We start from the raw sequence: 13,245 nt of genomic DNA, 5'->3' as shown, positions 1-13,245 counted from the left end.
GTCTATGCCGGTTCAAACCCCCGGTCCTGCACGGAAAACCCCGATAGCAAGGGGTCTGCTCCTAGGAAGGAGGGTAGGTCCTGCCGCCTGGGCAGCTGCGTGCCCGGTAGGGCCGCGGCGGCGCTGCCATAAGCCACCGCCGCCGCCAGGCTGCGCTCCTCGCTCCGCCCACGCACCTGCCCCAGCAGGTATCCAGCCAGGCAGGAGTCACCAGCACCAACCGTTGAACGCACGCGCACCTGCGGAGCCTGAGCACGCCAGACGCCTTCCGACGTCACCAGCACGGCGCCCGCCGCCCCGAGACTTGCCAGCACCCGGCCCACCCCGCGAGCGCGCAGCCGCCCAGCCGCCTCCAGCACGCCGGCCCAGCTGCCCGCAGCAGCATCCTCTTCCAACGCCCAGACTGTCTCACGACTGAGCCCTGCCAGCTGCCCCAGCTCGTACCCATTGGGTTTGAGCAGGTCAGGAGCCGCCTGCGGCCAGGCCTGCGCCACCGCCTCCAACGCCGCGTCCGAGGTGTCCAGGGCGATCCGCACCTGCGGCGCCCGCGCCCTCAGGGCTCTGATCAGCCGGGCGTACCAGTCCTGTGGCGCTCCCGGCGGCAGGGAGCCGGAGAGCACCACCCAGGTCACCGACGCCCGCGAGGCCTGCTCCACCACAGCCTCCTCAACCGCCTCCTGCTCGTTCAGGCTCAGACGTGCCCCGGGCTCGTTGAGCTTGGTCGTGGTGCCGTCAGCCTCGGTGATCGCGGTGTTGACTCGGGTGGCACCACAGACCTCGACCTGCCGGATACGCATGTGCGGGCCCACCAGGGTCTCCAACGCCGGCCCCAGCGGCCCGGGTCCCACGGGCACCACCGCCGTCGTCTCCACGCCCGCGGCCGCCAGCACCCAGGCAACATTGAGCCCCTTGCCGCCTGCCTGGCTCGTCACCGAGGCGACGCGGTTGACCTCCCCGCGTACCAACGCCGTCGGCAGCTGGGCAGTGCGGTCCAGCGAGGGATTGGCCGTAAGCGTGACAATCATGCGTGCCGCAACCTCGGTCAGGCCCGCATGAGCGGCAGGTAGGGCGAGAGGTCGCAGCGCTCGCCTGAGGCGTGCAGCGCCCCACTGGCCAGCGCCTCCTCCCACCCCAGGCGGCCGGTGGCCAGACGCAGCCAGGTCTGGGCGTCCGTCTCCACCACCGACGGCGGTGTCCCGCGCCGGTGCACCGTGCCGGCCACGGCCTGGGTGGCGCCGAAGGGTGGCACGCGCACCTCGACGGCGTGCCCGGGGGCGCAGGCCGCCAGCTCCTCAAGGCTGAAGCGCACCGCCGTCGCCGTCACGCGCCGCTGGGCCGAGCGGGCAGCCAGCGACCCCTGGCCCTGCGAGGGACCTGCCGCCTGCGGTGCTCCCCCGTCACAGTCCGCCGCGTCCTGGGCACTCGCCCACTCACGCACGGCCTGGGCCCCAGCAGAGATGTCGATGCGTCGTCGTGCTGCCATAGCGCGAGCCTAGCGGCCTGCCGGGTACGCCTGCGTCCCACCCGGCGCCCCAACGGCCTGCTGGGCGCGCCGACCCGGCTAGTCCGGTACAGCACGCCCAGCAGGCAGGTGACTCACTCCTGGGAGTCGCCCTCGCCAGTGCTCTCGCCGGTGTCCTCGCCACCGCGGCGGCGCGCTACGAGCACACCGCCTGCACCGAGCAGACCGATGACGGCCAGCGCATGCCGAGCACCCCCACAGCCAACGCTGTGAGGGTGCTCGGTGGTGCCGGCAGGGACCGGTCCTGTCAGGGAGGCTCTCAGGCTCTGCGCCCGCTCAGACGATGCCGTGGGCGATCATGACGTCAGCCACGCGGGTGAAGCCGGCGGCGTTGGCGCCCAGCACGTAGTCACCCGGGCGGCCGTACTCCTCAGCGGCCGCGACGCAGGAGTCGTGGATGTCCGCCATGATGGCGGTCAGCTTCTCCTCGGCGGTGGCGAAGTCCCAGCGGGTGCGTCCGGCGTTCTGCTCCATCTCCAGGGCGGAGGTGGCCACGCCGCCAGCGTTCGCGGCCTTGCCGGGGGCGTAGAGGATGCCCGCGCCCAGGAAGGCCTCGACGGCCTCAGGGGTGGAGGGCATGTTGGCGCCCTCGGCGACCACGGCGCAGCCCTGACGCAGCAGCGTGGCCGCGTCGTCGCCGTCGAGCTCGTTCTGGGTGGCGCAGGGCAGGGCGACGTCCACCGGGACGTCCCACGGACGGCCCTCGGTGACCAGGCGCGAGCCCGGGCGGCGCGAGACATAGTCGGCCACGCGGCCGCGCTCGACCTCCTTGACCTGCTTGAGCAGGTCAAGGTCCACGCCCGCCTCGTCGACGACGTAGCCCGAGGAGTCCGAGAAGGTGATCGGGGTGGCGCCGAGCTGCTGGGCCTTCTCGATGGCGTAGATCGCCACGTTGCCCGAGCCCGAGACCGCGACCTTCTTGCCCTCCAGGGTCTGGCCCTTGGTGGCCAGCATCGACTGGGCGAAGAGCACCGTGCCGTAGCCGGTGGCCTCGGTCCGCACCAGGGAGCCACCCCAGGCCAGGCCCTTACCGGTCAGGACACCGGCGTCGTAGGAGTTGCGCAGGCGCTTGTACTGGCCGAAAAGGTAGCCGATCTCGCGGCCGCCCACACCGATGTCACCGGCAGGCACGTCCGTGCTCGGGCCGATGTGACGGGACAGCTCGGTCATGAAGGACTGGCAGAAGCGCATGACCTCGGCGTCGGACTTGCCGTGCGGGTCGAAGTCGCTGCCTCCCTTGCCGCCGCCGATGCCCTGGTTGGTCAGGGAGTTCTTGAAGATCTGCTCAAAGCCGAGGAACTTGATGATGCCGGCATTGACGGAGGGGTGGAACCGCAGCCCGCCCTTGTAGGGGCCGAGCGCGGAGTTGAACTCGATGCGGAAGCCGCGGTTGACGTGGACCGCTCCGGCGTCGTCCACCCACGGCACGCGGAACATGATCTGGCGCTCCGGCTCGACGATGCGCTCCAGGAGGGCGTCCTCGGCGTAGTGGGGGTGCTTGGCGATGACAGGATCCAGTGACTCCAGCACCTCACGGACGGCCTGGTGGAACTCGGCCTCTCCGCGGTTACGGGCCACGACCTGCTCGTAGACCTTCTCGACAACGTCCTGCATGGTGGGACTCCTTCGGTCAGCGTGTACGGCACCGGGAGCACGTCATCGGGCGAGCGGCTTCCCCGCGCCACTCATATGTTCCCACGTGGCCGGAAACTGAGATGAAACATCTCAGCGAATGGCCCACGCCGCATCCTCAGGCCAGGGCGTCGTCATGGGCGGGGTCGACCGGCTCCAGCCACTCGTTGGAGGTGTTCTCCCCAGGCACGCCGAGCGCAATGTGCGAGAACCACGAGTCCGCCTTGGCCCCGTGCCAGTGTTTGACGCCGGCACGGATGAACACGACCGTCCCCGGCTCCAGGGACACCGACGCCTTGCCCTCCTCCTGGTACCAGCCCGAGCCCGCGGTGCAGATGAGCACCTGGCCTCCACCAGAGGTGGCGTGGTGGATGTGCCAGTTGTTGCGGCAGCCCGGCTCAAAGGTGACGTTGGCAACCCCAACCGCGCAGTCGGGGTCCGTCACGAGGGCCCTCAGGTAGCTGTTGCCCGTGAAGAACTGGGCGTAGGCGGTGTTGGGCTCGCCCTTGCCAAAGACGTTGTCTGCCTCGAAGACGGCCTCGTCAGCGGTCGCGGTCATGATCGGTTCCTTCCCCACCAGCCCCCTCGGCTGGCGCCAGCGCCAGGCCAGGAACGTCCTCGCTCCCCATCCAGGCACTCCCAGGCCCCGTCAACGAGGTCAGCGGGCTCACCTGGCAGCAGCAAGCGACACCTCCTGCTCGTCGGCCGTGCCCGCAAGGGCCGGTCCGCAAGCAGGAGGTGTCGGTGGACAGATCTCCCAGAGCCGCTCTCACAGAGCAGCTCCCTCAGAGCCGCAGAACGGGCTGGGTCAGAACAGCGCCGGCAGCGTCGCCTCAACGCCCTCGCGCAGCTCAGCCAGGTCCAGGGCGAGCGGCTGGCCGTCTGCGCCGTCGGACAGCAGGTCTGAGCCAACGACCGTCAGCAGCTCGCCGCCCGTGGTCCCCAGGCGGGTCCAGGCCACGCCCTCGGCCTCAGCGGCGGCGGCCACCACGGCCACCGCGCCCTCGGGCACGGCGACGACGGCGCGGGCGCCGGACTCGGAGAACAGGGCGGTGAAGTCATCCACCTCGTCGCGGCCCTCCAGGCCGGCCAGGTTGATGCTCGCACCCACGCCGTGACGCAGCACCGAGTCCACGAGGGTCTGGATGAGACCGCCGTTGGAGACGTCATGAGCAGCGCGCACGATCTTCTCGCCGTCCGGGCCGTCCGCCTGGCTCAGGGCCAGCAGCACCCGACCCAGCGCCATCTCGGCCTCCAGGTCCACGCGCGGGGGCAAGCCACCGAGGTGGTCGTGGACCACACGAGTCCAGGCCGAGCCGTCCAGCTCATCGGCCGTGGCGCCCAGGGCGATGACGGCCAGGCCCTCCTCGAACCAGCCCGAGGGGTTGGCGCGGCGTACGTCGTCCATGACGCCCAGGACCCCGACCACCGGGGTGGGGTTGATGGAGGAGTCGATGAGCCCCTTGACCTTGCCGTGGGAGTTGTAGAGGGACACGTTGCCGCCAGTCACCGGGATCCCCATGACCTGGCAGGCGTCCGCCAGACCCGTGATGGCCTCGACCAGCTGCCACATGGCGTCGGGGTCCTCCGGGGAACCGAAGTTGAGGCAGTCGGTGACGGCCAGCGGCGTGGCGCCCACGGTGCACACGTTACGGTAGGACTCGGCCAAGGCCTGGGCGGCGCCGGTGGCCGGGTCGAGCTTGGTGAAGCGGCCGTTGGCGTCAGTGGAGATCGCCACGCCCCGGCCGGTGGCCTCGTCCACGCGGATGACGCCGGCGTCGTCCGGCTGAGCCAGGGCGGTGCCACCGCGCACAAAGCGGTCATACTGGCTGGTGACCCAGGAGGTCGAGGCCTGGTTGACGCTCGTGACGACGGCGCGCACCTGGTCCGCGAGCTCGGAGGCGGAGGCGGGGCGTGCCAGGCGCTCGGAGGTGTCCGCGTTGAGGTCGTCCTGCCATGCCGGGCGGGCGTAGGGACGGTCGTAGGTGGGGCCCTCGTGGGCGACGGTGCGCGGGTCGACGTCCACGATCCGCTCGCCGAAGTGGTCGATGGTCAGGCGGCCCGAGCCGTTGACCTCACCGATGACCGCGGCCTCAACGTCCCACTTGGCGATGACCTCCATGAAGGCCTCGAGCTTGTCAGGAGCCACGACCGCCATCATGCGCTCCTGGGACTCGCTCATGAGGATCTCACCAGCGGTCAGCGTGGGGTCACGCAGCAGCACGTTCTCCAGGTCCACGTGCATGCCGCCGTCGCCGTTGGAGGCCAGCTCGCTCGTGGCGCAGGAGATACCGGCGGCGCCGAGGTCCTGGATGCCGAGGACCAGGTCCTGGGCGAACAGGTCCAGGCAGCACTCGATGAGGACCTTCTCCATGAAGGGGTCACCCACCTGGACACTGGGGCGCTTAGCCGGCATACCGTCCTCGAAGGACTCCGAGGCGAGGATCGAGGCACCGCCGATGCCGTCCCCACCGGTGCGCGCACCGAAGAGGACCACCTTGTTGCCTGCGCCCGAGGCGTTGGCCAGGTGGATGTCGTCGTGGCGCAGCACGCCCACGCACAGAGCGTTGACCAGCGGGTTCTCCTGGTAGGAGGAGTCGAACTCGGTCTCGCCGCCGATGTTGGGCAGTCCCAGGCAGTTGCCGTAGCCGCCCACGCCGGCCACCACGCCGTGGACCACGCGTGCGGTGTCCGGGTGGTCCACCGCGCCGAAGCGCAGCTGGTCCATGACGGCCACGGGACGCGCTCCCATGGAGATGATGTCGCGCACGATGCCGCCCACGCCGGTGGCCGCCCCCTGGTAGGGCTCAACGAAGCTGGGGTGGTTGTGGGACTCGACCTTGTAGGTCACGGCCCAGCCGTCACCGATGTCCACCACGCCGGCGTTCTCGCCCATGCCCACCAGCAGGTGCTCCTTCATCTGGGGCGTGACCTTGGTACCGAACTGCTTCAAGTGGATCTTGGAGCTCTTGTAGGAGCAGTGCTCGGACCACATGACCGAGTACATGGCGAGCTCGGCGTTGGTGGGACGGCGCCCCAGCAGCTCCTTGATGGAGGCGTACTCCTCGTCCTTGAGGCCGAGCTCGCGGTAGGGCATCTCCTGGTCCGGGGTCGCCGCGGCGTCCTGAATGGTGTCAGGGTGCTCGACCGGCCGCGGGGCCAGGCCCGACTCGGGGGTGGGGACGGTGGACTCGGACGACACGGTTGCCATGCGGCTGCTCCTGGGGTCGAGGAGGTGAATGGACCAAGGCTGAGGATACCTGCCGCCGGCCACACCTCGCTCGCCGGCGCCCTCGAGGCGGCCTTCCGTCTCCTCCGCCAGGCCCGACGACGTCGATACCCCCGCACACAGCACCTCGCCTACCAGCCTGCTGACGCGGGTTGGTAGGCGAGGTGCGGGACGCAGCCAGGCACCGCCGTCGTCCTCACGACGGCGAGCGGGCGGCTCAGCGCAGCGAGCCGTCCTTGGACACGAGGATCATGATGAACTCGACGAAGGCCCACAGACTGTTGGCGCCGGCGACCAGGTTGGCCATGATGACGGCGTCGCCGACCTGGACCGTCCCGGAGTCGGCGATCTGACCGTAGGCGTCGGTGTGCGAGGCAGCCATGACCACGCCGACGATGAACAGCAGAACCGTCAGGACCATGAGAGCAAGGTGACCAGCACCTCGCTTCATCTGGCCCCGGTAGAAGCTGTGCGCGCCGAACCCGCCCAGGAAGAAGGCGAGCAGCGCCGCTGTGGTCTTGGACTTGGCGTTCGGGTTGTAGGGCTGCTGGCCATAGGGCTGCGGGTAGCCCGGCTGACCGTAAGGCTGCTGCTGGCCGTATGGCTGCTGAGGCTGGCCGTAGCCCTGCTGGTCGTAGGGCTGGGAGGAGTTGTGGGGGTAAGGGGTCTGTGCCACGGAGAGGCCTTCCTCTTCGGTTGTCTTAAGGGCAGTTGGTGGTGGAGCGGCCGTGGTGCCGCGAGTCATCTCAGCGCAGAGAACCGTCTTGACTGAAGAGGATCTCGATGAACTCAGCAAAACCGTACAGGACGTTGACGGCACCAAGCAGGCCGACCGTCATGAGGGCCATTCCGGCGTTGAAGCGCTCACCCGGGGGGGAGCTCGCCGTAGGCGTCCGTCTGCGTCGCGATCACGTAGATGCCGAACAAGAGCATGACGCCGCACGCCCCAGCCAGCACCACATGGATGCGGCCACGAGTCTGCTGGCCTCGGTAGAAGCTGTGCGCGCCGGTCCATCCCAGGAAGAAGGCGAGCGCAGCCGCCACGGACTTGGACTTGGGCTCGCCGGCCTGGACGGGCGGGGTGTAGGCACCGGGCTGCGGCTGGGCATAGATCGGCTGGCCGTAGTACTGCTGCACCGAGGGCGGCTGTGCCTGGCCGGGGTAGGGCAGCTGATCCTGGCCGGCGTGGGGCTGGCCGTAGACCGGCTGGGCAGCGGGCTGCTGGGCGCCGTCGTCCGAGTGCGGCCGCTGCGCCGGCCACGACGCCAGGTCGCCAGCCAGGGAGGAGCGTAGGGAGGAAGGGCTCTGCGTCATGCGAGTGGATTTCCTTCGTAGGTCTCAGCGACGGCGCGTGGCAGATATGAGTGCGAACCTGCCACGCGCCGCCAGGCCAATGTCACTCAGCTCAGGGACCGGTCCTTGTTGATGAGGATGAGGATGAACTCCACGAAGGAATAGACCGAGTTGGCAGCAAGGACGACTTGACCGCCCATCACCTGGGCACCTCCCGTGCTCACGGCGTCAGAGTTGATGACCTGGCCGTACTCATTGACGCCCGCGCCAGCATTGAGGGCGCCAATGAGGATCAAGCCGAAGCCCAGGATCGCGAGCAGGATGTGCACCCCTGCCCTCTTTTGCTGACCGAGGTAGAAGCTGTGGGCTTCCACCCCGCCAAGGAAGAAGGCGAGCAGTGCGGCCGTGTTCCTCGACTTCTTCGGAGCGACGGCCTGCTGGACAGGTACCTGCTGAGAGTCGAGGGTCTGAGTCATGAAGATTCCTTTGATCGATCGGGATCAGGTCATGGGACACGAGCGGGCCAGACAGCTGGGAGCTGCCCATCAGCCACAGGAGCCACCCAGGTGGCGCCACTGCGCCACTCGCGGAAGAGATCATGACGAGAGCCAGATAAATCCACCGTAAGGCAACTTGCGACACACTCCCCGTAAGTGCTGCGAGTCACACAAAAGAGGGGCAGGATCGGGACATGAGAAGCATCGACGTCGCACCCCTGCCCCTGTCGGACCTGGAGAGCCACCTCGACGAGGTCGCCATCCGCCGTCTGCACGACGGCGTCGCCGCAGCCCACGGACTGCTGGACGGCCGCACCGTGTGGACCGTGACGCCGTCGGCCGCTGCGGAGGCCGGACCGGCCCAGACCGTGGCCCCGCTGGTCGGCTACGCGCGCGGGCTGGGCATCGACGCCCGGTGGCTCACCCTCGACGCCCCAGCCGAGTTCCTGGCCGTCACCGCGCGGCTCAACGCCGCCCTCCACGGCTCTCACGGCGACGGGGGCAAGCTGGCCGACAAGCAGCGGGACCTCTACGAGCACGTCCTGGCCTCCAACGCGGAGAACGTGGTGGAGGACGTGCGCGAGGGGGACGTCGTCATCCTTCACGACCCGGCCACCGCTGGGCTCGCCCGCGCCTTCAGCCAGGCCGGAGCCACCGTCATCTGGCGGTGCCACGTGGGCGCGACCGACGCTGGGGAGGAGGGGCAGCGGGCCTGGGCCTTCCTCGACCGCTATCTCGAGGACGCCGACCTCCTCGTCGCCTCGCGCGCGGAGTACCTGCCGCCCTACGCCGAGGAGGAGCGCTGCGCCGTCGTCGCCCCCTCGATCAACCCCGACTCCCCCAAGAACCGCGTCCTTGACATGGACGAGGCCGCCTCGGTGGTGCGCCTGACCGGGTTCTTTGACGGGCAGCCGCCCTTCGACGCCGTCCCCTTCATCCGCGAGGACGGCCGGCCAGACGCCTTCCGAGGCCTGGGCGACGATGCCCCGAGCGCGCCCGCCGCCGGCACGCCCGTGCCCGAGGGCGCCAGGGTGGTGACCCAGGTCCAGCGCTGGGACCCGCTCAAGGGCGGCCTGGAGCTCGTTGAGGCCTTTGCCTCCCAGATCGAGGCCCTGCCGAGTGACGCGCACCTCGTCCTGGCCGGGCCCACGCCCGATCCTGCGCGCGAGCCCGGAGCCGCACGGACCCTGGAGGAGATCACGGAACGGGTCTCCACCCTGCCGGAGTCCGTGGCCTGCCGGATCCACGTGCTGGCGATCCCAGCCTCTGACCGCGAGGTCAACGCGACGATCGTCAACGCCTTGCAGCGGGTCAGCGCCGTGGTCACGCAGCGCTCGCGCGTGGAGGCCTTTGGGCTGACGGTGGCTGAGGCGATGTGGAAGAAGGCTGCCGTGGTGGGCAGCGCGGTTGGCGGCATCCAGGACCAGATCGAGGACGGGGTCTCTGGCGTGCTGGTGGCTGCTGACGACGCCGCTGGGTGGGCCGAGGCTGTGCGCGACCTGCTGCTGCTCAGCGAGCGGGCGCGTGAGATGGGCGAGGTGGCACACGAGGCGGTGCGCCGGGACTACCTGCCCGACCGTCACCTCATTGAGGTTCTCAACGTCATCGCTCAGGCCGCAGTCTGAGGCTTGCCCTCGTCGCTTGAGGCCCTTAACCGGCCACACCCACCCAACCAGCCCCGCCCACCCCGTCGCTTCAGGCCCTTAACAGTCGAATCCCATCCCCGCCACAACCAAACCGACTGTCCAGGACCTAAAGCGAGGGGAGAGGGCAGCCAGCCCCGACCAAACCCGACCAGCCACACCCTCAGCCGGCTGTCCACGACCTAAACCGACGCCGGCGCGCACCTCCACCACCGTCGCCTTAGGCCCTTAACAGTCGAATCCCATCCCCGCCACACCCGAACCGACTGTTCCCGGCCTCAACCGACGCGCAAGGTAAGCCCAGAACCTCCACACCCCCGTCGCCTTAGGCCCTTAACAGTCGAACCCCATCCCCGCCACACCCAAACCGACTGTTCCCGGCCTCAACCGACGTCGGCCTCGCCCCTCACCCCTCGCCCCTCACCCACACACGCGCTCGGGCTCCACAGGCGCCTCCCGTGACACCCCAATCCACAGCCCTCACCATGCGCTGTGGCCTCCGCACCCCACCGCGCTGCACGCTGGGACGCATGAGCACCTTTCCACCTCCTCCAGCAGTGCCGCGGCTGACCCTGACCACCCTGCGCGACGACGCGCGAGCAATGGTCGAGGCCGGCGCAGTGAAGATCATGCGCGGCGTCTACCTCCAACCCGCCCAGAGGCTCGCCCCGTGGGAACAGCTCCGCGAGGCAACGCTTGCGCGAGCGGCCGCAGCGCTGCACACACATCCGTCTGCCGTATGCCTGACTCACGAGGCCGCAGCGATTGCGCATGGATACACCTGCCTGCCGACCGAGCCAGACATTCATATCGCCGTCCCGAAGGTTCCCACCGGCGGTCGCCGCCCCTTGCCGACGTTGACGTACACCGCCGAGGACGGCCACACGTTCCGCGGACGGAAGGTCTCGCTCGTGCGAAGCACCCGGCTTCCTCGCTCGGAGGAGGTCGACGTCGTCGACGGCCTCAGGGTGACCAACCCACTCCAGACCGCGGTGGACTGCGCCTACGACCTGCCCGCGCGCGAGGCGATCTGCATCGTTGACTCCATCTTCTGCAAGACCTGCGAGGCGGACCGGTTCACACGCAATTGCCTCGGCCCGACACCCGAGGAACTGCGCGCCACACTTCTGGCCATGCTCGAGCGTTACCCACGGCGGCCGGGACTTCGCCGCGCACGTGCGGTCCTCGCCATCGCGAGCCCATTCTCAGAATCCCCCGGTGAGAGCATCTTGCGCTGGGCGGTGCACGCGGCCGGCTTGCCCGAGGCCGTCCCTCAGTTGTGCTGGCAGAGTCGGGAAGACTCGTCGACCTTCTTCCTCGATCTTGGTTGGGAGGCGCGCAAGCTAGGCCTGGAGTTTGACGGATACGTCAAGTACGGCGGATCCGAGGACCTCCGCGCTGAGAAGTCTCGTGAGATGCGGCTGCGCCGCGACGGGTGGCGCATCGAACGCTTCGAGTGGTCAGAGATCAAGAAGCCACACGAGCTCGCTGCGCGTCTGACGTCGCTGTTCCCTGCCGACGTCGTGCGCAACGCGCGCCCGGTCCGCGACTTGTGGCTCTAGGTCTGAGACGACGGAGCAGGCCACCCCGGAGACCTCAAACCGGCTGTCCACGACCTAAACCGACGCCGGCGCGCACCTCCACCACCGTCGCCTTAGGCCCACAACAGTCGAACCCCACCCCCGCCACAACCAAACCGACTGTCCACGACCTAAAGCGAGAGGAGAGGGCAGCCAGCCCCGGCCAGACCCAGCCAGCCCGCCCAGCCACACACCATCACCGACGCACTTATCCACAGATTCTGTCCACAGCCTTGTGCACAGAATCCCCAGAGCGGGGAAATCACGCCACTCGTCCTGTGGTTACCTGCCGATTACCCGCCCCGTCGCACCTGGAGGCGCCGTCGGGCGCACCGCACACCTCACCCAGGCCGCCAGTACCCACGATTCTCAACCATGTCAAATCGTTGAAATAACGCGGTTTCCCTCAGTCAAGCGCTTCATAGCACATCGCCATCGTCCGCGCTGGCGATTCTCGATCCTTGCAACGACGCCAAGATCCCCGCACCCCTGGAACCTCCCAGGACGATCGTCTCTTCACCTGCCGTACACCGTCGGTGCTGAGGACTTTCCCACAGCACATGTGGCTGACTGTGGACGGTCCACTGTGGCACCGCTACCACCGCTACGTAGTCGCCCGCACGGCCGTGTCGAGAACCAGAGACGCCGCGCCCAGCGCTGCAGCAGTCCCCGAGCTGGGCGACAGCCGGATCTCCATCAGCCCACGAGACCCCGCCCCAAAACGCAGCGCCAGCTCCTCCTCCAGCACCGGCAGGTAGAAGGCACCCGCAGCACCAGCGCTCGGCCCAGTGAGCACCACCGTCGCCACGTCCAGGACGTTGACCACCGATCGCACCGCCACCGCGAGTGCCCGCGCCGACTCAGCCAGCAGCCTCTGCGCCGCCAGGTCTCCCGCCTGAGCCACCCGCGCCACAGCCGCAAAGTCCGCTTCCACGCTCCCCCGCGCGCCGGGCTGCGGCCCGAGCCCGGCCGCACGTGCCAGGTCCTCCTGGCCGACGGCGCGCCTGACCACGGACTCCGGCCCACCCACGGCCTCCAGGCATCCGCGTGCGCCGCACGAGCACACTGGCCCCGCCATGTCCACGCACACGTGGCCGAGCTCGCCCTCGCCCTGATTGACTCCCCGATGCAGCCGGCCGCCAGCCAGGTAGCCGCCGCCGATCCCGGCCCCCAGGTAGACCACGAGCGCATCATCCGTGCTGCCGGCCGGCGAGACCCACCACTCCCCCAGCGCCGCCGCTGAGGCGTCGTTGTCAAACAGGACGGGCCGCCCCAGCAGGCTGATGTCACGCGCCTGCTGGCTCGCCAGGATCTCCGCGCGCACCGAGTCCGAGCCGACGACGCCGGCACCCAACACCCGCTCGCGCGGCACCCCGGCCCCCATGACCAGCTCGTCCACCGCCTGCGTCAGTGCCTGCGACCACTGGTGGCTTCCCAGATCGCACGGGCGGCGCGTGCGCGCGACCACCGCCCCCAAGAGGTTAGCGAGGACCAGCACCATGTCGCACCGCGTGAGGTGGATGCCGATGGCGTAGCGCGCGTCAGGCACAACCTGGACGAAGGTGCGGGGCTTGCCGCCCGTCGAGCGCGCGCGGCCGCTCTCCTCGACCAGCCCTTCCTCCATCAGCTGGCGCACGAGGGTCGAGATGGTGGCGCCGGTCAGGCCGGTGCGCTCAGCCAGGCCGGCACGCGAGGCCCGCCCTGAGGCGCGCACGAGGTCAAAGACGAGCGCCTTGGTGTCCACACCCCTGGCCATCGTCTCTCCCTCATCATGTCCGTGGGTCTTCGTGTCAAGTCCCGACGCCCAACGCCCATCCCGCCGCCGGCACGTCCTCCGCAACGGCACAGC

The 13,245-nt window shown here is 69.3% G+C and carries 11 protein-coding genes; 2 read left to right on the top strand and 9 right to left on the bottom strand.

Annotation, left to right across the window (positions count from 1 at the left end):
- Window positions 1–2: 2 nt before the first annotated feature.
- The 8 genes from CYJ26_RS09350 to CYJ26_RS09315 form a co-directional block, all read right to left on the bottom strand.
- On the bottom strand, window positions 3–1,025 hold the full coding sequence (locus CYJ26_RS09350; RefSeq protein WP_048780426.1) for a 1-phosphofructokinase family hexose kinase: 1,023 nt from the start codon (window positions 1,023–1,025) through the stop codon (window positions 3–5).
- A 17-nt stretch (window positions 1,026–1,042) separates the two neighbouring features.
- Window positions 1,043–1,483, bottom strand: a complete 441-nt coding sequence (locus tag CYJ26_RS09345; protein WP_024036214.1) for a sterol carrier family protein — start codon at window positions 1,481–1,483, stop codon at window positions 1,043–1,045.
- A 315-nt stretch (window positions 1,484–1,798) separates the two neighbouring features.
- The gene (gdhA, locus tag CYJ26_RS09340) at window positions 1,799–3,136 is read right to left on the bottom strand and encodes an NADP-specific glutamate dehydrogenase (RefSeq protein WP_101638321.1); all 1,338 of its coding nucleotides are present in this window, start codon (window positions 3,134–3,136) and stop codon (window positions 1,799–1,801) included.
- Between the two features lie 136 nt (window positions 3,137–3,272).
- Window positions 3,273–3,713: a cupin domain-containing protein gene (locus tag CYJ26_RS09335; protein WP_101638320.1), complete on the bottom strand. Its 441-nt coding sequence runs from the start codon at window positions 3,711–3,713 to the stop codon at window positions 3,273–3,275.
- Window positions 3,714–3,962: 249 nt separating this feature from the next.
- The gene (gene purL, locus CYJ26_RS09330; RefSeq protein WP_101638319.1) at window positions 3,963–6,365 is read right to left on the bottom strand and encodes a phosphoribosylformylglycinamidine synthase subunit PurL; all 2,403 of its coding nucleotides are present in this window, start codon (window positions 6,363–6,365) and stop codon (window positions 3,963–3,965) included.
- Between the two features lie 235 nt (window positions 6,366–6,600).
- The gene (locus CYJ26_RS09325; RefSeq protein ID WP_244902062.1) at window positions 6,601–7,059 is read right to left on the bottom strand and encodes a TM2 domain-containing protein; all 459 of its coding nucleotides are present in this window, start codon (window positions 7,057–7,059) and stop codon (window positions 6,601–6,603) included.
- A gap of 188 nt (window positions 7,060–7,247) precedes the next feature.
- The gene (locus CYJ26_RS09320; RefSeq protein ID WP_101638317.1) at window positions 7,248–7,697 is read right to left on the bottom strand and encodes a TM2 domain-containing protein; all 450 of its coding nucleotides are present in this window, start codon (window positions 7,695–7,697) and stop codon (window positions 7,248–7,250) included.
- Between the two features lie 86 nt (window positions 7,698–7,783).
- Window positions 7,784–8,152 (bottom strand): NINE protein, encoded by a 369-nt coding sequence (locus tag CYJ26_RS09315; RefSeq protein ID WP_101638316.1) that lies wholly within the window; start codon window positions 8,150–8,152, stop codon window positions 7,784–7,786.
- A 215-nt stretch (window positions 8,153–8,367) separates the two neighbouring features.
- Between CYJ26_RS09315 and CYJ26_RS09310 the strand changes: the two genes are divergently transcribed.
- Complete coding sequence (locus CYJ26_RS09310; RefSeq protein ID WP_101638315.1) at window positions 8,368–9,798, top strand: glycosyltransferase; 1,431 nt, start codon at window positions 8,368–8,370, stop codon at window positions 9,796–9,798.
- A gap of 548 nt (window positions 9,799–10,346) precedes the next feature.
- Window positions 10,347–11,378, top strand: coding sequence for a hypothetical protein (locus CYJ26_RS09305; protein WP_145990785.1), 1,032 nt, complete (start codon window positions 10,347–10,349; stop codon window positions 11,376–11,378).
- Between the two features lie 622 nt (window positions 11,379–12,000).
- Here the strand turns inward: CYJ26_RS09305 and CYJ26_RS09300 are convergent.
- Window positions 12,001–13,152: an ROK family transcriptional regulator gene (locus tag CYJ26_RS09300; RefSeq protein ID WP_024036712.1), complete on the bottom strand. Its 1,152-nt coding sequence runs from the start codon at window positions 13,150–13,152 to the stop codon at window positions 12,001–12,003.
- Window positions 13,153–13,245 lie beyond the last annotated feature (93 nt).

Source organism: Actinomyces urogenitalis (genome assembly GCF_002861525.1).
Classification (GTDB): domain Bacteria; phylum Actinomycetota; class Actinomycetes; order Actinomycetales; family Actinomycetaceae; genus Actinomyces; species Actinomyces urogenitalis.
Note: the sequence above shows the minus strand (reverse complement) of the source record. Positions and strands in the feature narration are given on the sequence as shown.

Coding starts and splice junctions, on each gene's coding strand:
- CYJ26_RS09350 (WP_048780426.1), bottom strand. CDS start 1,025: ATGATTGTCACGCTTACGGCCAATCCCTCGCTGGACCGCACTGCCCAG.
- CYJ26_RS09345 (WP_024036214.1), bottom strand. CDS start 1,483: ATGGCAGCACGACGACGCATCGACATCTCTGCTGGGGCCCAGGCCGTG.
- gdhA (WP_101638321.1), bottom strand. CDS start 3,136: ATGCAGGACGTTGTCGAGAAGGTCTACGAGCAGGTCGTGGCCCGTAAC.
- CYJ26_RS09335 (WP_101638320.1), bottom strand. CDS start 3,713: ATGACCGCGACCGCTGACGAGGCCGTCTTCGAGGCAGACAACGTCTTT.
- purL (WP_101638319.1), bottom strand. CDS start 6,365: ATGGCAACCGTGTCGTCCGAGTCCACCGTCCCCACCCCCGAGTCGGGC.
- CYJ26_RS09320 (WP_101638317.1), bottom strand. CDS start 7,697: ATGACGCAGAGCCCTTCCTCCCTACGCTCCTCCCTGGCTGGCGACCTG.
- CYJ26_RS09315 (WP_101638316.1), bottom strand. CDS start 8,152: ATGACTCAGACCCTCGACTCTCAGCAGGTACCTGTCCAGCAGGCCGTC.
- CYJ26_RS09310 (WP_101638315.1), top strand. CDS start 8,368: ATGAGAAGCATCGACGTCGCACCCCTGCCCCTGTCGGACCTGGAGAGC.
- CYJ26_RS09305 (WP_145990785.1), top strand. CDS start 10,347: ATGAGCACCTTTCCACCTCCTCCAGCAGTGCCGCGGCTGACCCTGACC.
- CYJ26_RS09300 (WP_024036712.1), bottom strand. CDS start 13,152: ATGGCCAGGGGTGTGGACACCAAGGCGCTCGTCTTTGACCTCGTGCGC.